At 53.6% G+C, this 19,241-nt stretch carries 19 protein-coding genes; 15 read left to right on the forward strand and 4 right to left on the reverse strand.

The genetic code is table 11. From position 1 onward, the window contains the following. Positions 1-115: 115 nt before the first annotated feature. Positions 116-1,438 (forward strand): hypothetical protein, encoded by a 1,323-nt coding sequence (locus ACQ4N7_RS24035; protein WP_430713983.1) that lies wholly within the window; start codon positions 116-118, stop codon positions 1,436-1,438. A 796-nt stretch (positions 1,439-2,234) separates the two neighbouring features. On the opposite strand, the gene ACQ4N7_RS24040 is transcribed toward ACQ4N7_RS24035, so the two are convergent. The 3 genes from ACQ4N7_RS24040 to ACQ4N7_RS24050 form a co-directional block, all read right to left on the reverse strand. After that, on the reverse strand, positions 2,235-3,290 hold the full coding sequence (locus tag ACQ4N7_RS24040; RefSeq protein WP_430713984.1) for a PDDEXK nuclease domain-containing protein: 1,056 nt from the start codon (positions 3,288-3,290) through the stop codon (positions 2,235-2,237). Between the two features lie 323 nt (positions 3,291-3,613). Beyond that, positions 3,614-3,931, reverse strand: coding sequence for a hypothetical protein (locus ACQ4N7_RS24045; RefSeq protein ID WP_430713985.1), 318 nt, complete (start codon positions 3,929-3,931; stop codon positions 3,614-3,616). Then, positions 3,928-4,527 (reverse strand): ParA family protein, encoded by a 600-nt coding sequence (locus ACQ4N7_RS24050; RefSeq protein WP_430713986.1) that lies wholly within the window; start codon positions 4,525-4,527, stop codon positions 3,928-3,930. The genes ACQ4N7_RS24045 and ACQ4N7_RS24050 overlap by 4 nt, the downstream gene beginning before the upstream one ends. 385 nt (positions 4,528-4,912) lie before the next feature. On the opposite strand from ACQ4N7_RS24050, the gene ACQ4N7_RS24055 reads away from it, so the two are divergent. The 3 genes from ACQ4N7_RS24055 to ACQ4N7_RS24065 all read left to right on the forward strand — a co-directional run bounded on the left by ACQ4N7_RS24055 (position 4,913) and on the right by ACQ4N7_RS24065 (position 6,701). Continuing rightward, a complete protein-coding gene (locus tag ACQ4N7_RS24055) occupies positions 4,913-5,461 on the forward strand; it encodes a tyrosine-type recombinase/integrase (RefSeq protein WP_430713987.1) in 549 nt (182 codons plus the stop codon). Positions 5,462-5,631: 170 nt separating this feature from the next. Then, on the forward strand, positions 5,632-6,321 hold the full coding sequence (locus ACQ4N7_RS24060) for a hypothetical protein (RefSeq protein WP_430713988.1): 690 nt from the start codon (positions 5,632-5,634) through the stop codon (positions 6,319-6,321). Next, the gene (locus tag ACQ4N7_RS24065; protein WP_430714031.1) at positions 6,321-6,701 is read left to right on the forward strand and encodes a type I restriction-modification enzyme R subunit C-terminal domain-containing protein; all 381 of its coding nucleotides are present in this window, start codon (positions 6,321-6,323) and stop codon (positions 6,699-6,701) included. Before ACQ4N7_RS24060 ends, ACQ4N7_RS24065 begins: the two co-directional genes overlap by 1 nt. Here ACQ4N7_RS24065 and ACQ4N7_RS24070 read toward each other — a convergent pair. Beyond that, positions 6,604-7,023, reverse strand: a complete 420-nt coding sequence (locus tag ACQ4N7_RS24070) for a ribonuclease III family protein (protein ID WP_430713989.1) — start codon at positions 7,021-7,023, stop codon at positions 6,604-6,606. The genes ACQ4N7_RS24065 and ACQ4N7_RS24070 overlap by 98 nt on opposite strands. Positions 7,024-7,969: 946 nt before the next feature. Between ACQ4N7_RS24070 and ACQ4N7_RS24075 the strand changes: the two genes are divergently transcribed. The 11 genes from ACQ4N7_RS24075 to ACQ4N7_RS24125 all read left to right on the forward strand — a co-directional run bounded on the left by ACQ4N7_RS24075 (position 7,970) and on the right by ACQ4N7_RS24125 (position 19,094). Beyond that, positions 7,970-8,524, forward strand: a complete 555-nt coding sequence (locus tag ACQ4N7_RS24075) for a hypothetical protein (protein ID WP_430713990.1) — start codon at positions 7,970-7,972, stop codon at positions 8,522-8,524. A 214-nt stretch (positions 8,525-8,738) separates the two neighbouring features. After that, positions 8,739-9,137, forward strand: coding sequence for a hypothetical protein (locus ACQ4N7_RS24080; RefSeq protein WP_430713991.1), 399 nt, complete (start codon positions 8,739-8,741; stop codon positions 9,135-9,137). Positions 9,138-9,343: 206 nt separating this feature from the next. Further along, positions 9,344-10,018 (forward strand): PD-(D/E)XK nuclease family protein, encoded by a 675-nt coding sequence (locus ACQ4N7_RS24085; protein WP_430713992.1) that lies wholly within the window; start codon positions 9,344-9,346, stop codon positions 10,016-10,018. Positions 10,019-10,090: 72 nt separating this feature from the next. Next, the gene (locus ACQ4N7_RS24090; protein WP_430713993.1) at positions 10,091-10,702 is read left to right on the forward strand and encodes a restriction endonuclease subunit S; all 612 of its coding nucleotides are present in this window, start codon (positions 10,091-10,093) and stop codon (positions 10,700-10,702) included. Beyond that, positions 10,702-12,276 carry a type I restriction-modification system subunit M gene (locus ACQ4N7_RS24095; RefSeq protein ID WP_430713994.1) on the forward strand — a complete coding sequence of 525 codons (1,575 nt, stop codon included), beginning with the start codon at positions 10,702-10,704 and terminating at the stop codon, positions 12,274-12,276. The genes ACQ4N7_RS24090 and ACQ4N7_RS24095 overlap by 1 nt, the downstream gene beginning before the upstream one ends. An 80-nt stretch (positions 12,277-12,356) precedes the next feature. Then, entirely contained in the window at positions 12,357-12,971 is a 615-nt protein-coding gene (locus ACQ4N7_RS24100) for a Uma2 family endonuclease (protein ID WP_430713995.1), read from the forward strand. Then, positions 12,968-13,603 carry a Uma2 family endonuclease gene (locus ACQ4N7_RS24105; protein ID WP_430713996.1) on the forward strand — a complete coding sequence of 212 codons (636 nt, stop codon included), beginning with the start codon at positions 12,968-12,970 and terminating at the stop codon, positions 13,601-13,603. Before ACQ4N7_RS24100 ends, ACQ4N7_RS24105 begins: the two co-directional genes overlap by 4 nt. 50 nt (positions 13,604-13,653) lie before the next feature. Then, the gene (locus tag ACQ4N7_RS24110) at positions 13,654-14,838 is read left to right on the forward strand and encodes a restriction endonuclease subunit S (RefSeq protein ID WP_430713997.1); all 1,185 of its coding nucleotides are present in this window, start codon (positions 13,654-13,656) and stop codon (positions 14,836-14,838) included. Beyond that, a complete protein-coding gene (locus ACQ4N7_RS24115) occupies positions 14,838-15,140 on the forward strand; it encodes a nucleotidyltransferase family protein (RefSeq protein WP_430713998.1) in 303 nt (100 codons plus the stop codon). Before ACQ4N7_RS24110 ends, ACQ4N7_RS24115 begins: the two co-directional genes overlap by 1 nt. Beyond that, a complete protein-coding gene (locus ACQ4N7_RS24120; protein WP_430713999.1) occupies positions 15,130-18,384 on the forward strand; it encodes a type I restriction endonuclease subunit R in 3,255 nt (1,084 codons plus the stop codon). Before ACQ4N7_RS24115 ends, ACQ4N7_RS24120 begins: the two co-directional genes overlap by 11 nt. After that, positions 18,381-19,094: a M48 family metallopeptidase gene (locus tag ACQ4N7_RS24125; RefSeq protein WP_430714000.1), complete on the forward strand. Its 714-nt coding sequence runs from the start codon at positions 18,381-18,383 to the stop codon at positions 19,092-19,094. Before ACQ4N7_RS24120 ends, ACQ4N7_RS24125 begins: the two co-directional genes overlap by 4 nt. Positions 19,095-19,241 lie beyond the last annotated feature (147 nt).

The raw sequence follows: 19,241 nt of genomic DNA on the forward strand, positions 1-19,241 counted from the left end.
GGTGTATCAGCCACAGTAAAGAGACGTGACCAGTGCAGAATTCCTGAATTTTTGAGTCTCGTAGTCACTGCCCTATAAAGGTTTCAGGAGATGTGGCCCATTTTTACACGAATCGGTGCCATACCCCCTAGAGACCATCGGCATCACCCGCACCCTGCTGATTCGCTCCAGCTGGAGCGGTGGCCTGCACCTCTACCTCCCCTTTGCCGAGCTTGTCAACACCTTTAACCTGGCCGTCACCCTCAAAGAATGCCTCACAGCCCAAGGATTTCGGCTCCAAGCAGGTCAGCTCGAAATCTTCCCCAACGTCAAAGCCTACGGCGTTCAGACCTTCATCGAATACATGGGGCACCGGCTGCCCCTCCAGCCGGGCAGCGGCTCCTGCCTGCTTGACGATGCCCTCAACCCCATCGGCAGCAGCCTAGCCCGGTTCTTCTGGCTTTGGGATGGCGCAGCTGGTCACCAAGACATGGAGGCCCTACTCCATGCGATGAAAATTGGCCGTGACAACCACCGCAAGCGACCCAAGCGCCGCAGCCACCCAGTCGAAAGCTGGCGACACGACCTCGACCTTGAGATTACCGAAGGCTGGACAGACTACGGCCAGACCAACCACCTGCTCAAAACCATCGCCTGCTATGGCCGCGTCTTCGATGGCCTCGAAGGCCAAGCCCTGATCGACTACACCCTGCGCATCGCCCTCCACTGCCCTGGCTACGAGCAATACTGCCGCCACCAGCACGACATTGAGCGCAAAGTCACCGCTTGGGTTAGAGCCGTCGAAGGCTACTACTGGCCCCTAGGTACGACACCCACCCGTGACACCAGCCAGCCCAAAAACAACCTGGTGCCCTTCAACCAGCAGCAGGCCGAAGATGCCCAGCACCGCATCTGTACGGCCTATACCGAGCTAGAGCAGGCCGGAGAGCTGCCTGAGCAGATTACCGCACGAGCCAAGGCGATCGCTCAGGTGGCCAAAGTCAGCCAGCAGACCCTCTACAAGCACCTCAGCCTCTGGCACCCTGCCTACCAAAAGGGTGTAATAGCCCAGCTAGTAAGCGTTCTAGCCCCTGAAGAGGTGAATTCTGAATCCGTACCAGAATCGTCAGAACCTTTTGAAATCAAGGAATTACACCCTTCGGGAAGATATATGAAGGGTGAGGCGCTTTGCGCCGGTGATTTGGGCTCGGCTTCAAACTCTTTTTTTCCGGAAGGGGGGGTGCGGGGGGATGAGCCTGCTTTTCCACAAGAGGTAGAGCCTGCGGCCTACGACCCAGCTCTACATGAGCAGATTCAACAGCAGATTAGGAGTCTGGGGTGGTCTGCGCTGGTGATTCGCCAGTTTATTGCTGACCAGTTTGAGGGCAAACGCTGGTCTGAGCTGACTGAGGATGAGCGATTGCTATTGCTCTATCATCTGCGTGTGGTCGATAGATAAACAGGGTGATTCAAATTAGAGGGTCTAGGCCCCTCAACCCCTTACCTGTCAGTCTTTTCAGGGTGACCCAAATTAGCTTACCAGAGACGTTGCTCCAGTCTGTCGAGTTTGTTCATCAGTGTCTGATTCTGCCCCCAGGGTATTTATCCTGCAAGGCGTAGGACAAATTGCTCGTCTGGATAGGCCTCAGCAAATGCCCGTATGTGTCAGGTTGGTTCGCGAAAGGCCCTTTATATTTGGGAATTCCCGTTTTAGGTCGTTGGCCAAGCGCCCAATTTAGTTCCTATGTATTGTGTCTAATGTCGCTGCTATTTCAGAGAATAATACAAATGATCTATATTGTCGGATGAGTATGGACACCCCAGATTTGACTAAGCAATTGCTGGCTTTAGCTGATTGTCTATCGGAGCCAGGACTCAGTGAGCTGACTATCCGGAGAGAAGATGGCGAACGCGTTCGTATCGTCGTAGGCGATGAATTCACACACATGAGACAAGACTACAAAAAAAGACGTGATCGTGATTGAGATGTCTTTATTAGGGTGCTGTGGTGCGTGTATGGGTTTTTTGGGATGGGTGACAGCATTGGGGTACCCCAGTAGACCCTGATAAATAGGGTGACCGACATTGGGGAAGTGAGGTGCCCCAAATGGCTGTATGGCAATACTTTCAGGGTGACCGAAATCGACACGGAAGCCCGCATCTGTGATGGACTATCTCAATTCTGGGGATCCGATTCTGCAATAAGAAGCCTGGATTTGGCTTTAGTAAGGAAGGGTATGGGTAAGCTACAGGATTTAGGGCTCATCAGGCTGATCGTCCCCTAGCTCTTTCACAGCGGCTTCCAACTCCATTTCTAGCTGCTCGGCAGTCGGCAGGCTTTCCTGGAGCTGTTTGGGTAGCTTGTGGGTTGACACAGCAATCGGCGTGTTGACGTTGCGCAGGGCGTATTCAGCGATCGTCTTGTTCTTCGACTTGCATAGGATGATGCCGATCGTCGGGTTGTCGTGCTTCTTCCGGAGGAGGTCATCAACAGCCGAGACATAGAGGTTCATTTTGCCGGAATACTCGGCCTTGAACTCCCCCATCTTGAGGTCGATGATGATGAAGCAGCGCAGTTCCAGGTGGTAGAACAGCAGGTCGAGATAGAAATCTTCGCCACCGATGTTGAGATAGTACTGGCTGCCAACAAACGCGAAGCCAACTCCCAGCTCCATGAGGAAGTCCCGGATGTGGGCGACTAGGGCGTTCTCCAGTTCCCGTTCCTGAAACTTCTTGCCCAGAGGCAGAAACTCCAGATGATAGGGATCCTTGATTAGCTGTTGCACCAGATCGGACTGGGGCGAGGGTAGGGTGCGCTCGAAGTTTGTGATCGCACCACCTTGGCGTTGAAACAGGCCGCTCTCGATTTGTAAGACCAGCACATTGCGACTCCAGCCGTTTTCAACGGTTTGCTGGATGTACCAGAGTCGTTCGGTGGGGTCTTTGACCTTTTCGAGAATGACGCAATTATGCTTCCACGGAATTTGTCCACCAGCCTGGTGGACAAATTGCTCGTCAGGCCATGCTTCCGCAAAAGCTCTCATATACATGAGGTTTGAGCGCGAGAAACCCTTCATATCGGGGAACTCTCGCTTCAGGTCTTGAGCCAGGCGTTCAATGACCTTGCCGCCCCAACCTTCTGCCTGCTGCCGTGCGAGAATCTCACGACCAATCTGCCAGTAGAGCAGGATTAGCTCCCTATTGACCGCTAGGACTGCTTTAATCTGTGCTGACTGGATCCGCTTCTTCAGTCCACTGAGCAGGGCAAAGTAGTTTTCTTCCTCAGGGAATAGGGCTGGAGTTTTGGGCATAAAGTAATAGTCATTTTGGGGATCGGCGGCAATGAAGGGACGTGCTCAGCACAGGAATCTCGAATCTTGTAACCACTGTTCTATAAGGGCTTCAGGTGATGTGGCCCATTCTCACATGAATCGGTGCGATCTCCCTTAGATGTCGAACCGCTTAGATGTTCAGCTGTCCAAACATTCAGCCGTCTAAACATCGGAATGTTTGGACACTTGCAAGGCTCCCAAGTAAATGTTCTTGTGCCACCGTTCTCCAGCTATTGCAAATCCAACTGCAATAAAGGTGTCTACTCTAAAATAAATGTCCAATCATCTAGGCGTCTAAACATCTAAGCATCTGAATGTTCGTCAAGCCAAGCTGCGATCGCAGCTTCGGCAATGTCGCTCATTTCCATTTCCTCATCTAGACTGGCCCGCTTCAGCCTGCGGTGCAGATCCTGAGTCAAATAAACAGTAGTGCGCTTAAAATCCTTGCTGCTGCTTTTGGCTTTGGATGCTGAGACGCCTGGCTGATTAGATGCTTGGATGTCCAAATGTTCAGGCGTCTGAGCATTTGGAGCGGTTGTGGATGTCTCGAAGTTTTCTGCTTCGGCGGGCTTCTGCTGAGCTACTTTAAGCAGGTTGGCAAATCGGTTTTGGTCACTCACGGTAATATCTCCTTTCCGATCGCGGTGTAGCAGCTCCAGGCGATACCCGCGTAACTATCACCTTTCACATCTTTAACAAGGCACCCATCGAGCGCTGCCCTTTGGAAAGCGTTTAACCTGCGAATGCCACCGGTGAACAGAGGCAGTCCTGCGGCCAGCAGGGACGCTCTAGCCTCTGCCCCGGCTGTATTAGGTTTTGGGGGAATAATGGTAAGCAGCACCCTGTATTCTGCCTTGAGCCCTTGCAGCGGTTCCACCATTTGGAGCATCGCCCCCATGCTGAGCGCGTCGGGGCTGCATGGAATAATCAGCAGGTCACACCCCTGGGCCAGGCTGGCCAGCTCATCAGACGATGGCCGAGCGGCTGTATCGATGACAACGTGGGAGAACTTGCCAGACATTAGCAGCTTGGGCGCTTGCATCTCATCAGCCACGGTGAAGGGTAGGCGATCGTTAGCCGCCCACTGGAGAGCAGAGCGGTTGCTGTCGCCATCGACTACCAGCGTTTCCTCCAGTCCTTGCAGATACCCTCCCATGTGAATAGCGGTTGTGGTCTTGCCCACTCCACCCTTAAAGCTGACGACGGTTATGATCACTGCCTCAACTCCTAAATTATGCTGTGAGGATAGCAGATGTCTGGGAGACCGAACGTTTAATCGTCTAAATTTCTGGATTTCTGAGCATTCAGGTGCTTAAGTGCTCAGACATCTAAACATCTAAACATCTAAACATCTAAACGCCTGAACGTCTGAACCTTCTTCAGGCTCATTCAATGTAAGCAAGGCTCGCGGTGACTTGCTCCATCTCGCGATTCTAACTGTGAGACGACACAACGAAAGATCAAGGGTTTTGAGGCTGTCTCACCTGAGACACCAAGCCGCCCCGTGCCCCAATACCCCGAAACCCTTATAAACCGTTGATTTCTACTCTACGAAATCTCAATTTTGTCGAGTAAGATAGGGCAGGCGCACTACGGATCCGATGAGCACGAACGGACAGGCGAAGGTATTGACCCACGACGAAATTGCCCGGCTGTTTGCGGCGATGGACTCTCCCCGTGATCGGGCGCTATTCGGCATCATGCTCTACTGTGGGCTGCGGGTGAGTGAGGCGATCGCCCTGCGCCCTAGCGATATCAAGGGAGAGGTGCTGGTGCTGCCGGCGAAGGCGACCAAGGGTAAGCTGGCCACTCGGCAGATCGACATCCACCCCCGGCTGGCGGCGTTGCTGGCGGCCTACGACAACGGCGGTACTGAGTACCTGTTTCCCGGTCGCCATGGTCGCGGTAAGCTGGCGCGATCTTCGGCAGACTGGCTGCTCGGCCAGTCTCTGGCCTGTGTCGGACTGGAGGGGGTGGGGATTAGCACCCACAGCTTTAGGCGCACGGCGCTGACCAACTTGAGCAATGCGGGGGTGCCGCTGCGGGTGATTCAGGAGATTAGCGGCCACCGGAGCTTGGCTAGTTTGCAGCGGTATCTGGAGGTGAGCCCGGAGCAGAAGAAGAGGGCGATCGCGGCGCTGTCGTTTTAAGACCCTAAAGTATCGCAGCTTCTCCAGTTTAGGGGCTACCAAGTGTTGGGCCTCTATCCTCACGCGATTGCCAACTGCCCCTGCGTAATGCCTTAAAAAATCATGAATTGATTATCTCGTGCATGAAAACGCTATAATGTGCGTGGATGACTTAACTTATGGAGTTGGGTATGGCGTTTCGAGCAGATGAAGCAGTCCAACGGGGGTATGAAGAAGCGGAAGCGTACCTTATTCCAAGGGGGCAAGACGTTGATCAATCCGTTAGGGAACACAGCAAACAGGTCTTGGCGCAGATTGTGGATGAGATCGGCCCTGCGGTTGACAGTTACCCGTCATGGCATCCATTAGTTTTTAATCATGATGGACGGCACCCCATAACGACGCCGGGAAGAGAGTGTGGATATAAAGGCCTTGACCACACACGGTATTTTGCGCATGGGTTCATCACGTGCCCCTATGGTGATGGTCAAGAAGTAATTGATTCAGTAGAGGCGCTGCCAGCTCACCCAGTCGCTTACATCGAAGCAGAGCGGATAGACGCCAAACTCTACCATCCTCGTACAACACCTATATTGGTCAAGTGCACTTGGGATATACCTGCATCCAAGGTCAATCAAAAAGACCTTTCTACAAAAACAATACCCTTGGCTGTTGCCATGCCTCTGCTACTTAGCCAGGAGCTGCCGTGCTGGGAATGGGCTGACGTCGCAGAGACTTGGGAAAATATGCGCCCCTACTTTTTAGGTAGCCCCCATGGTGCGCGGTCTTCCCTGTTCGTAAGCCAAGAAACTGGCCAAGCCATGAAGCGAATATGGAACTCAATTATCAATACCGGGATGTTTGGGCCAATCAAAGTTTGATGCCTTACCCTAGCTCCCCGGTAAGGCCGCTGCGCTTCGTGCGGACCAGACCTCTGAGGAATTGCCAGCGGCAGTGGCTAGAGCGCATTGGCCAGCAACTGAAGAAAGAAACGGTGATGGATAAAGCTGCCCTAGACCAGGGACAGTTCAAGGCCCAGGGCGGCTTTAAGCGCATCGACAAGGTGTTTGGAGGCCGGATAGAGCAAGCACTAACCGACCTCAATGCCCAAATCTGGCTGGATGCGAGCTATTATCAGCAGCAAGCTGTCGCCGTCAATGCTCTTAGCATTTGTGGAAAAGCTGTTGGATATAAGCAGTTGCTTCCTCATATCCAGAATCTAAAAAATAGGCTCCGATCACAGCTTCAAAAGCACCGCTAAGATTTTTTTCATTATCACGTCCACCTTGTAGTTCTTCACCTCGGCCAAGGCGAAGTTGCTCACCAATCTGAAGTAACCTGGCAACCTTAGCCAATTTTTTGTTCTTAACCAATGGTTTTCTCGTCTCCGTGAGTAGTCCTTCTTTAAATTGTGGGTATTGCTCATAAAGCATGGCCGTAACCACACTACCCAACAGTGCATCTCCTAAATGCTCCATACGTTCGTTGTCTTCACCGGCATTCAGGTGCTCATTGACGTATGAGCTATGGGTCAAGGCTTGCAGTAGAAGTTCAGGATTATGGAAGACAGGTAACTGATACATGAGGTTTTTCTCGTCGTAATGGTTTACATTACGCACCACGCGTAGCCCAAATTAGCCCACACCAAAATGTGGGCTGAGACGTTGCCTAAAGGCTCAATGAACGAAAACGGGAACGCTTGAAATATTTATGCCTCAAGCTCGCGACTGCTAAAGTTCTAAGACTTTAACTAGCTAATCTCCATAAAACAGAGCATTCGGTAGAACCGAACAGCGAGGAGTCAAACCAAGCAAGGTGTGCTGTCTAAAAGCGCATCTTGTTCCTAGCATTCAGGGGATCCGCTCCGCTAAGGGAGTAGTTGCTGCTTGGGGCATAAATATTGCAAGTGTTCTAAAGCACGTCCAGTTGAACAGCTAGAACAACGCTGGGTTTTTCGAGGTACGTAGCTACTGGTGTAACCTTTCAAACATAGAAATGTCAATACGGGCTTAGCGAAACTACAGCTACCCTCTTTGATTGCGCATCTCAGTCTCCAGCCCGATCGCGTTGGCGGTCCAGCTTCGCCTCTAGCAGTCCTTCATACAAGGCCCTAAAGTAACGAAGCTGCGATTTGGGGCAATTTAGTTCCTTTGTATTGTCTGGATAGCTGTACCGCAGGCAACTCTTCAACGAAAAAATGAGAGTTTCAGCCTCTAAAAACGATAAATATAGGCCGTGTACTACTCAGTTCCGAAGAAAATTAGCTCAGGGCTAGTCCAAGTGGTGTATTACCTGAATACCCTGCTGCTTAAGGGATTGACCGGTAAGTTGCCCCAGATTGCAGCTCCGCCACTTTAATGCCTGCTAGTTGGAACCAGGTGAGGGGGCTGAACGGACGGTCACGGTTCACTTAGGTTACGCGGAGGTATGTTGGGGCATCAACAACGCTAAGAGGGGGTAGTGGCGAGAGATTCTGAAGTCCTGGGCATCTTAAATCCAGCCACTCCGCTAATGTATACGGCCCAGACAATGCAAGAAATCGACCGCAAAAACTTTGCCTCAAAATTTGGTGCCTTTCTCAAAAAGTTTAAGATTCCCGCGCGATCAGCTGCGGCTGCCATTGGCTGCTCGGAGGCGACGATGAACCGTCTCTTGCGGAAAGAGGTGCATCACTTGTTGAAGAAGCCCTCGCTACCCACAGACGAGATGCTAAAACAGGCCGGAGCCATGATGGCCATTGGGTATATTCGCTATTCAAAATTGTCCAAAGCTGAGAAGCGGAAGATCTCTGAGTCGATCGGCGGATTGGCAGGGGGTGTTATTGGCTTGGGTAGCATTACCTCCGTGATTGCAGGGCTGGGGTCTGTAGCGGGTCTCTCAGCAGCTGGCATTTCGTCTGGGCTGGCGGCTATGGGAGGTCTGGTGGGGAGCGGTATGGCGGCGGGAGTGGCGGTCGCAGCAGTTATTCCTGTGGCCGTGGGGGCTGTGGGAGTAGGCGTAGGAGTTGGCATCAATCAGGTTTGGAGACAAACTTCCTTAAATTTCACTAACTTCGACTCCTACTGGGAGATGGTTGAGGCCTGATAGACGTGGCGTTGTAAATCTCAGCGTAGATAGGTCTGACTATGGCGATGGAGTGGTCAGAGGTTGAAATGGCAGCGGCTCAGATTTTCCGGGTCTGGGCTAGTGGCGGTGACCTGGATTGGGCTAGGCGGGCCTGGGCGTTGCTTACAGAAGCAGGGTTAGCGGACGGTACCAACGGACTGGAGCGCTGCAAGGGTCGCTTCGCCTGCTGGGGTTGGCTGACTACTACTACAACTTCTGCAAGATCTATCGAGATGAGCCGTTGGAGCCCGACTACCTGAACTGGGCCGAGGAATTGTCGATCGCACCTTTTCGCCTAGGACAGTTGGTGGACGCAGAGACTGCACTGAATGACGAAGCGGACGAGGGCAGGCTCTACCAGGACGCTCTTGATGAGCTGGTGCCCATCTTTGAGGATGAGGTGATTGAAGCCCTCCATCAGGGGTATGGCGATCGCCGTCGGCTTTTTATCGCTCTATGGCGCAGCAGCCTGCCCGAAGAGGCTAATGACCCAAACCACCCTGGCTACCTGCCAGACCAGGCTGTGCTGAGTGCGCGAATGAGCTGTGGGGAAACGGCTTCAGCCGCCTTTGGCTGTTGCGTAATGCCGTAGGTCAATGACACCTTTGCCGGCCTCTAAAATTTCAGTAACCCGATTTTAGAAGTAAATGCTTGACGCTGCTAAACGACTGTGCCAGGATAGACCTGGTTGCAGGAAATTCTGCACCAATCCGTTTTTAGAAAGCGGAGAGGCTACGAAAAAAGGAGCGCTGCCGCTTTGGCTAAAGCTCCTTTGTACTTTTACTTTATGGACTCATTATGACAGCACGCGTTCTCAATTCAAGCGACTTCGACGATTACTCCCGTCGGGGCGATCCGTTCTTGCATCCCAACTGGTTAGCTAAGTATCTGGCTGGAGATCGCCAGTGTCTCTATGCCATGTACGGGCAAGCTAACTACCTGTTGCCCAAGCCCGACAGCGATTTTGACCTGGAAGGTTATAAATTGCGGCATCAGGCTGCCTTGATGGACTACGTTGAGCAGCTGCGTCAGGAGGGCTGGACGGTATACACCGAAGACTCCAACGCTTGCAAGCTTACCTCCAAGGCTGGGGCAGTTATCTCGGGGCAGATGGATATCGTGGCCATTCGCGGCGACGAGGTTTTGATCGCTGACATCAAAACTGGCCGACCGGCCTCGAAGGATATTGCCCAGGTGCAGCTCTATATGGCGATTGCTCCGGCAATTAAGCTCCATGGGATTGACCAGGTTCCAGCAGGGCGGTTGGTGTATCCCGAAGGACCTTTTGACCTTGACCCGGCAGAAATCACGCCAGAGTTTAAGGCTCGCATTGCCGAGCTGATTCAGCCGGTGACCCAGGCAGAGCCGCCGCTGCCTACCCCCAGCGCTCGTGAGTGCCGCTGGTGCCCCATTGCCCATGTGTGTTCGCACAAAGTGGGTGACGTGGCCGAGGGTGAGGCCGACTGGCTGTAACCCAGTTCTCTGCTGGTGGCCGGGCATGGGCCTGTGTCACCAGCGAACCCCTATGATCAGGGTCTACCTACTATGAAATTTGTTCCGATAAAAGATATTGCTGTCCTCCGCTCGGGGTTTACGGTGCGGGGCAAAGTTGAGCCCATCCCTCTAGACGAGGTGACGAAGGATAATGTGCGCCTTGTGCAAATGAAAGATCTCGATGAATACAACCGCTTTCACCTGGATGAGGTGTATGCCGTTGACCTCGACAACGTCAAGCCGAGCCACTATTTGAAGCCGGGCGATGTGTTGTTTCGCTCTCGGGGGGTGACCAACACCGCCGTCCACATCGGTGATATTCCCTTTGGTCTGGTGGCGGCTTCGCCTCTGGTGGTGCTGCGGGTGGAGCCAGGTCGGGCCGATCCGGCCTATGTAACCTGGTACCTCAATTACCCAGGGCAGCGGCAGATTAGCCGCCTGTCGGCAGGCACCTCCGTCCCTGGTGTGAATGTTGCTGATCTGGGCGATGTTCAGGTACCACTGCCGCCTCTTGCTACTCAGCGGGCCATTGCCGACCTGGCTGATCTGGGCCAACAGGAGCAAGCCCTGATGGCCCAGCTAGCTGACAAACGACAGACCTATCTCCATGCCCTGCTGAGCCAGTGCGCCCAGGGCCAAACCAAACTAGGAGCCTTAGCCTAATGACCACCACGGTATCGACATCAGACCCCAAAGCTGCCAAAAAAATCAGGCAGGAAGAGATTCAGGGGGTGCTCTGGGCGGCCTGTGACACCTTTCGTGGTGTCGTTGACCCGTCGGAATACAAGAACTACATCCTGGTGATGCTGTTTTTGAAGTACATCAGCGACATCTGGCGCGATAAGTATGCCCAGTACGCCAAAGAGTTTGAGGGCGACGATCGCCGCATTCAGCGCCGGATGGAGCGCGAGCGGTTTGTGCTGCCAGCGGGGGCTAGTTTCTATGACCTCTACGAGCAGCGCGGGGCCGACAACATTGGTGAGCTGATCAACATTGCCCTGGAGGCCATTGAAGAGCATCCCCAAAACAAGGCCAAGCTCGACGGGGTGTTTCGCAACATCGACTTTAACTCAGAGGCCAACCTAGGCAAGACCAAAGACCGCAACCGACGGCTGAAGAACCTGCTCGAAGACTTCAACAAGCCGGTGATGGATCTGAGCCCGTCGCGGGTGGATGGCGACATTATTGGCAATGCCTACATCTATTTAATTGAGCGGTTTGCCTCCGGGGCGGGGAAGAAAGCTGGGGAGTTCTTTACCCCTGCCCAGGTGTCGAAGCTAGTGGCCAAGCTGGCTCAGCCCAAACCGGGCGATCGCATTTGTGACCCTGCCTGTGGTTCTGGCTCGCTGCTGGTCTATGTGGCCAACGAAGTTGAGAGCGACAACTGTTCCCTCTATGGCCAGGAGGTGAACGGCAGCACCTGGGCGCTGGCCCGCATGAACATGTTTCTCCACGGCAAAGATGGAGCCCGTATTGAGTGGAGTGACACCCTCAACTCCCCCGCCCTGGTGGAGCTGGATGATCTGATGCGGTTCAACGTAGTGGTTGCGAATCCGCCCTTTTCGCTGGATAAGTGGGGTGCTGAGGAAGCCGCCGAAGACCGGTTTAACCGCTTTTGGCGTGGGGTGCCACCCAAGACCAAGGGCGATTTTGCCTTTATCACCCATATGATCGAGACGGCGCTCCCCCGCGAGGGCCGGGTGGCGGTGATTGTGCCCCACGGGGTGCTGTTTCGCGGGTCGAGCGAGGGCCGTATTCGCCAAACTCTGATCGAAGAAAACCTACTGGATGCGGTGATTGGTCTGCCGCCCAACCTGTTTCCCAGTACGTCGATTCCAGTGGCGGTGCTGGTGTTTGACCGGGGCCGTGAGGGCGGCGGTGCCCACGCCGCTCGCCGCGATGTCATGTTCATCGATGCCAGCCGCGAGTTTCAGCCTGGCAAAAATCAAAACACCCTGCTCGACAAACACATTGAGCATATCGTCGATACTTATCTGGCTAGGCAGGATGAGGACAAGTACGCCCACGCCGCCCCCATTGAAGAAATTGAAGAAAATGACTACAACCTCAACATTCCTCGATATGTGGATACCTTTGAAGAGGAGGAAGAGATCGACATTGCCGCTGTGCAAAAGGAGATCGAAAGCCTAGAGGGCCAGCTTGCCCAGGTGCGCAGCAAAATGGTGGGCTACCTCCAGCGGCTGGGCGTTGAAGTTGGCACTGGGGGCGATGCCTAGCCCCTCATCCCCAGGTTGAGGGGCAGGGGTGAGGACATAGCAGGAATGCTGGATGAGTTAGAGGATTTCAGGAGGTTGACATGATTGTTCAGGTCGCCAAACGACACTACAGCCCCAAAGAGTATTTAGAACGAGAGACTCAGGCTGATTTTCGCAGCGAATATCGCAATGGGGACATTGTGCCAATGGCCGGAGGAACGACCAACCACAACGAGGTTGTGACTAATCTGTGCGTGCTGAAGCCGCAGCTGCGGGCCAAGGGGTATCGGCTGTTTACCGAAAACGTGCGGGTGTGGGTCGAGCGCTACCGCATCTACACCTACCCGGATGTGATGGTGATTGCCGGAGAGCCGGTCTACCACGGCACGGGCACCACCACCGTTACCAACCCCAGTTTGATTGTGGAAGTGGCCTCTAAATCGACCAAAAACTACGACCAGGGTGACAAGTTCGACTACTATCGCTCGCTGCCCAGTTTTAAGGAATATCTGCTGGTGGAGCAGTACCGCTGGCGGGTGATGCAGCACCTGAGAACCGAAAACGGCCAGTGGTTGCTGACCGACTACGAAGCTGAGGATGCCGTGGTTGACCTAGTCACCCTTGGGCTAAAGCTACCTCTCGGCGATATCTATGCCGGGGTAGATTTTAGCCTGCCCGAAGAAGAGAACGCCCCAAACCCGGAGGGCATTGTATGACGGCAACGTTAACCGCCCCCAGCCGCTGCATGGTGCTGCAAGGGGTGAGCTGGAGCACCTACCAGGCGCTGATCCACGATTTGGAGTCGGATGCTGGCAAGCGCTTGACCTATGACCAAGGAACGTTAGAAATTATGGTGCCGCTGCCGCCCCACGAACGGTATAAAAGCCGTCTGAGCCGCATTGTTGAGGTGACGACGGAGGAAACGGAAACTGAAATTGCCAGCCTGGGCTCGACTACCTGGAACCGGGAAGACTTGCAGAAGGGGCTAGAGCCCGATGCCTGTTTTTACATTCAAAACGAGCGGTTGGTACGTAGCAAGGACGAGATCGATCTGGCAGTAGACCCACCGCCTGACCTGGCGATTGAAGTGGACTATACCAGTAGCTCAATTGACCGCATGGCGATCTATGCGGCACTGGGGGTGCCGGAGGTGTGGCGGTTTGATGGTGAAACGCTGACCCTCTATGGTCTAGAGGCTGGAGAATATTGCCCCCAAGAAGCCTCTGCCGTGCTGCCGCTGTTGCAACGAGCCGACATTTTACGCTTTTTGCAGGCTAGCCAAACGATGGGCGAAACTACCTGGGTAAGAGAGTTTCGTAAATGGGTCAGAGGAAAACTAGCCGAATAGCACAACTATAATTAACGAGATTTTGGAAATAGATTATTGAGGCTAAGAGATTGTCTAAAGGAATTTGGCCGTTAAAAAAACTAGAAAATTTATCTATTAAACCCATCTCTTATGGAATTGTTCAAACGGGCGAAGGAATTAAGGACGGTATTCCTTGCGTTCGAGTTATTGATCTGGCAAATCGATTAATTGATGTTTCCCGAATGATTACGACAACTGAGGAGATTAGTAATAGCTATAAGCGAACAATTCTGGAGAAAGACGAGTTGTTGATCGCGCTTCGTGGAGAAATTGGGCTGGCAAAGCTTGCTGACTCCAAGCTCATTGGTTGTAATTTAACAAGGGGAATCGCAAGAATCTCTCCTAACCGTAAAATTATTGATCCAAGGTATTTGCTTTGGGCTATTCGATCTGATCACGTTCGCGGCGATTTACTCAGACGAGTGAATGGTTCGGCATTACAGGAAATTCCTATTAAAGAGCTTAGAAAAGTACTTGTTCCTGTTCCTGCTCTAGAAGATCAGAGGCGGATAGTTGAGGTGCTTGAGGCTTGGGATAGTGCGATTGCCCTCACCGAACAACTCATCACCGCCAAGCAGAAGCTTAAGAAAAATATCTCTCAGGTGCTTTTTGAAAGTCTGCCATGTGAATCAATAAAAGTTAAAAATATCTGTTCTAGCATCGTTCCTGCTAGAAATAAGCCCAAGAAATTTGATGGAGATATACCTTGGATTACGACGGTAGATTTGGAGGATGAGTTTTGGGTGGAAAAGTCAAAACTAAATTTAGCTGTCAGCCGTCAAGAGCTAAATTCAATTAAGGGGAAAACTGTACCTAGTAATACGGTTATCATGACCTGTGTTGGGAAATTTGGAATTGTTGCTGTAGCGGCACGAGAATTAGTAATCAATCAGCAGCTTCATGGCTTTGTCTGTGGTGGTGAAGTCATTCCTGAATATCTATGTTGGGCTTTGCGCTCAAAAGAAAAAGAAATGCTGGCTATTGCGGGTCAGACAACAGTTTCATATTTGAATAGTTCTAAGTGCGAATCTATATCTGTAAAGCTGCCGTCGATTTCTATTCAAAAGAGAATTGTAGAAATCTTAGGTAATGCTCAAGACGAGATTAATAGTCTGATGAAATATAGGAAAAAATTGCAGAGGCAAAAACAAGGTCTAATGCAAAAGCTTTTGACTGGAGAATGGCGGGTTCCGGTTGATGAGGTGGCGGCGTGATGGCTGAGGTATTGACCAAGCAGGCTATTTTGGGACGGCTGCGAGAGCAGTTAAACACTGTCCAGAGTTTCGGGGTGCAATCTCTAGCCCTATTTGGCTCCGTAGCCCGCGACGAAGCTACCGAAACCAGCGACCTCGACTTTTTGGTCGAGTTTGAAGGCGCAGCAACCTTTGATCGCTACATGGATCTCAAATTCTTTCTCGAAGACCTGTTTGAGAAGCCTGTTGATCTGGTGATTAAACATACCCTAAAGCCGCAAATTCAACAGTCTGTTTTAGCAGAGGTGATTTATGTCACCTAACCAGGTTTCTGACGTTGGTGGGTTTTATGAGTCAGGGTATGCCCAGTTTCGGTTAGACGAAATGTGTCAATCACAGATTCCGGCGCTGCAACTCTTGATGCAGATGGGCTACACCTATCTGCCCCCCGAAAAAGCCCTTGCCCTGCGCCAGGGCAAACGCAGCACCGTCCTGCTAGAGCCCATTCTGCGCCAGCAACTACAAGCCCTCAACCACATCACCACCCGCGACCAAACCTACCGCTTCAGCGAAGCCAACATTCAAGAGGCCATACAGCGGCTCAAAAACGTTAAATACGACGGCCTGCTCAAAACTAACGAAACTCTCTACGACCTGCTCACCCTGGGCACCAGCCTAGAGCAAACCATAGACGGCAACACCAAAAGCTATAGCCTGCGCTATGTCGACTGGCGCAACTGGCAAAACAACACCTTCCACGTCACCGCCGAGTTCCCTGTCGAGCGCACCCGCAGCGCCGACACCAAACGACCCGATATTGTCGCCTTCGTCAACGGCATTCCCTTCATCATCATCGAGTGCAAATCGCCCAAGGTCGATGTAGACGACGCGGTTAAGCAGCTGATCGACTACCAGCGCGACGAAAACATTCCCAAACTGTTTACCTACGCCCAGCTGCTGGTGGCCACCAACAAAAACGCCATCAAATACGCCACCGTGGGCACCGGCTCCAAATTTTGGGCTGTCTGGAAAGAGGAGCTGATCCCCGACGACACCATTGCCCAAACGATTAACACCCCCCTGCCCGCTGATCAAACCCCGCCCCTGTTTACCGAACCCTTTGCCTCAGCCCGGCTTTTCTTTGAGCAGTTGGCCAGCGGCGGAGAGCGGTTGCTCACCGATCAAGACCGCACCCTCTACCGCCTCTGCCGCCCCGACCGGCTACTAGAGCTGGCTTACCAGTTCACTGTGTTTGACGGTGGCATTCGCAAAATTGCCCGCTACCAGCAGTTTTTGGCCGTACACAAAATCTTGCGGCGCATTGCCGAGGTTGACGGCGAAGGGCGACGCCAGGGCGGTGTGGTCTGGCACACCCAAGGCTCGGGCAAATCGCTCACCATGGTGATGATGGCCAAGGCCCTGGCCCTCAATACCGAGATTCCTAACCCTCGGGTAATTGTCGTAACCGACCGCACCGACCTCGACCGGCAGATCAAAAACACCTTTCACAGCTGCGGCCTCTACCCCGAACAGGCCAAATCGGGCCGCCACCTGATTGACCTGGTAGAAGAGCGCCAGGCCGACGTGATCATCACCCTGATCAACAAATTTGCTGCCGCCCTCAACGTGCGCAACTTTGCCGACCCCTCCCCCAACGTGTTTGTGCTGGTGGATGAGAGCCACCGCAGCCAGCACGGCAACTTTCACCCCCGCATGCGGCAGGTCTTCCCCAACGGCTGCTACCTGGGCTTTACCGGCACCCCCCTGATGCGGAAGGAGAAGAGCACCTTCACCAAATTTGGTGGCCTGGTGGATACCTACACCATCGACCAGGCGGTGGCCGACGGGGCGGTGGTGCCCCTGCTCTACGAAGGTCGCCACAGCGAAACCGAGGTCAACCAAAAGGTGATCGACACCTGGTTTGAGCGCTACTGCCAGGGCCTAACTGACAGACAAAAAGCTGACTTGAAAAAGAAATACAGCCGCATTTCTTCGATTAACAAAGCCGATCAGGTGATCTACGCCCGCGCTTTTGACATCAGCGAGCACTACCGCCAAAACTGGCAGGGCACCGGCTTCAAGGCTCAGCTGGTGGCCCCCGGCAAGCGCGAGGCGCTGAAGTATTGGCAGTATTTAGAGCAGTTTGGCCATGTGGCCTCAGAGGTGATTATTTCGCCCCCCGAGGTGCCCGAGGGGGATGACGAATCGGTGGATCGCTCCTCTGACGATGCTGTGGTGCAGTTTTGGCAGCAGATGATGCGCCGCTACGGCTCTGAGAAAACCTACAACGAACAGCTGATCAACAGCTTTGAGCATGGCGACGAACCCGAAATTTTGATCGTGGTGGATAAGCTTCTGACCGGCTTCGACTCGCCCCCTAACACCGTGCTGTACCTGACTCGCACCCTGAAGGAGCACACCCTCTTGCAGGCGATCGCTCGGGTCAACCGCCTCTATGCCGACGATGCCACCGGACGAGAAAAAGAGTTTGGCTACATCATCGATTACGTGGGCGTTTTAGAAGAACTGGAGACCGCCCTGGCGGCCTACAGCAACTGGCAGGGGTTCGATGCCGAAGACCTGAAGGGCACGGTGGCCCATGTGCAGAGCGAGATCGATAAGCTGTCCCAGCGCCATGCCAACCTACTTGATCTGTTTAAGACCATTGCCAACCGGCACGACGAGGAAGCCTACGAGCAGCTCCTGGCCGACGAGGATCTGCGGGAAGACTTCTACGAAAAGCTCTCGATCTTTGCGCGGACCTTGGCGATCGCCCTATCTTCCGAGCAGTTTCTAAACGAGACTCCCCAACGCACCATTGACAACTACCGAGCCGACCTGAAGCGTTTCCAAAATCTGAAGGCCGCCGTTAAACTCCGCTACTCCGATGTCGTCGATTACCGTGACATTGAGCCCCAGGTGCGCAAGCTGCTAGACACCCACCTGTCCTCTACGGAGGTCACGCAAATCGTCGGCATCTTCAATATCTTTGACGATGTGGCCTACGAAGCGGCCCTGGGCCAGCAAAAGACACCCGCTTCCAAGGCCGACCTGATTGCCAGCGCCACCAAGCGCAGCATCACCGACAAAATGGAGGAAGACCCCGCCTTCTACCAGCGGTTCTCGGAGATGATTCAGCAGACCATCGACGACTTTCGCGCCAAGCGCATCTCCGAAGCCGAGTACCTAGAGCGGGCCAAAGACATTCGCGAAGCGGTGGTCAACCGCAAGCACAGCGACCTACCAGCCGAAGTCGCCGCCGATCCAGACCTGATGGCCTTCTATGGCCTGGTGAAACCCCAAATTGAGGCCCACGTCACCGAGGCCGAGGCCGTGCAGCCCACGGTGATTGAGACCGCCCAGGCCATTTTGACCATCATCAAAGACCAGGCGATCGTTGACTGGATGGACAATGACGACATCCAAAAAGTCATGATGAACCGCATTGATGATTACCTCTATGATGTCTTGGGTGATCACCACGGCATTCACCTCGCCCCCGAAGAGATGGATGCCATCATCGAAGCCTCACTGCATCTAGCCCGCCAGCGACAACTCAAAAAATGAGCCCCTCCAGCCAGACCGTTACCTACGGCGCAGACACTATCAGCTATGCCGTTCAGTACAGCGATCGCAAAACCCTGGATATTTCCGTCTATCCCGATGCACAGGTGATCGTCACTGCTCCCACCGGCGCTGACCCAGACACCATCGAAGACCGCGTCAAACACCGCGCCCGCTGGATTCTCAAACAGCAGCAGTACTTTACCCAGTTCGCGCCCCGCACCCCGCCCCGCCGCTACATCAGCGGTGAAACTCACCTCTACCTGGGCCGCCAATACCGCCTCAAAGTTTTGCCCGCCGCCGACACCGCCGTAAAACTGATCGGCGGCTACATCCGCATCCACACCCCCCACCCCGAGAACGCCGACCACACCTGCCAGATGCTAGAGCACTGGTACCTCAACCGCGCCCAGCTCAAATTCCCAGAGCGCCTACAAGCCTGCCTGCCCCCGTTTACCCGGCGAGGGCACGCCGCTCCACCCCTGCACATTCGCCGCCTCACCCGCCGCTGGGGCAGCCTCACCGCTACCGGTACCCTCATCCTCAACCGAGATCTAATTCGGGCCTCGACAAGGGCGATCGATTACGTCATCACCCATGAACTCTGCCACCTGGTCTACCCCGACCATGGCCGCGACTTTGTCGAACTCCTCACCCGCACCCTCCCCGACTGGGAACTCCGCAAACACCGCCTAGAACAGCAGCTCTGTTAATGCGAGATTTTTGGGCGATCGCTGAACACTAAGGCTTGGCCCAAGCTAGATAGGGTTTCCTGAAAAAAGTTGGGAAGCTTATGGAGCAGGTTATTCAGAGTGGATCAAATAACCTTGACTCTCATCAATAACCTCTATACCGTCCGC

Origin of the sequence: Nodosilinea sp. AN01ver1, assembly GCF_050565655.1 — a bacterium.
In the GTDB taxonomy this organism is placed as follows: Bacteria; Cyanobacteriota; Cyanobacteriia; order Phormidesmidales; family Phormidesmidaceae; genus Nodosilinea.

Coding starts and splice junctions, on each gene's coding strand:
- ACQ4N7_RS24040 (WP_430713984.1), bottom strand. CDS start 3,290: ATGCCCAAAACTCCAGCCCTATTCCCTGAGGAAGAAAACTACTTTGCC.
- ACQ4N7_RS24115 (WP_430713998.1), top strand. CDS start 14,838: ATGGCTGAGGTATTGACCAAGCAGGCTATTTTGGGACGGCTGCGAGAG.
- ACQ4N7_RS24060 (WP_430713988.1), top strand. CDS start 5,632: ATGGCGTTTCGAGCAGATGAAGCAGTCCAACGGGGGTATGAAGAAGCG.
- ACQ4N7_RS24095 (WP_430713994.1), top strand. CDS start 10,702: ATGACCACCACGGTATCGACATCAGACCCCAAAGCTGCCAAAAAAATC.
- ACQ4N7_RS24120 (WP_430713999.1), top strand. CDS start 15,130: ATGTCACCTAACCAGGTTTCTGACGTTGGTGGGTTTTATGAGTCAGGG.
- ACQ4N7_RS24090 (WP_430713993.1), top strand. CDS start 10,091: ATGAAATTTGTTCCGATAAAAGATATTGCTGTCCTCCGCTCGGGGTTT.
- ACQ4N7_RS24070 (WP_430713989.1), bottom strand. CDS start 7,023: ATGTATCAGTTACCTGTCTTCCATAATCCTGAACTTCTACTGCAAGCC.
- ACQ4N7_RS24105 (WP_430713996.1), top strand. CDS start 12,968: ATGACGGCAACGTTAACCGCCCCCAGCCGCTGCATGGTGCTGCAAGGG.
- ACQ4N7_RS24065 (WP_430714031.1), top strand. CDS start 6,321: ATGCCTTACCCTAGCTCCCCGGTAAGGCCGCTGCGCTTCGTGCGGACC.
- ACQ4N7_RS24055 (WP_430713987.1), top strand. CDS start 4,913: ATGAGCACGAACGGACAGGCGAAGGTATTGACCCACGACGAAATTGCC.
- ACQ4N7_RS24125 (WP_430714000.1), top strand. CDS start 18,381: ATGAGCCCCTCCAGCCAGACCGTTACCTACGGCGCAGACACTATCAGC.
- ACQ4N7_RS24085 (WP_430713992.1), top strand. CDS start 9,344: ATGACAGCACGCGTTCTCAATTCAAGCGACTTCGACGATTACTCCCGT.
- ACQ4N7_RS24100 (WP_430713995.1), top strand. CDS start 12,357: ATGATTGTTCAGGTCGCCAAACGACACTACAGCCCCAAAGAGTATTTA.
- ACQ4N7_RS24075 (WP_430713990.1), top strand. CDS start 7,970: ATGCAAGAAATCGACCGCAAAAACTTTGCCTCAAAATTTGGTGCCTTT.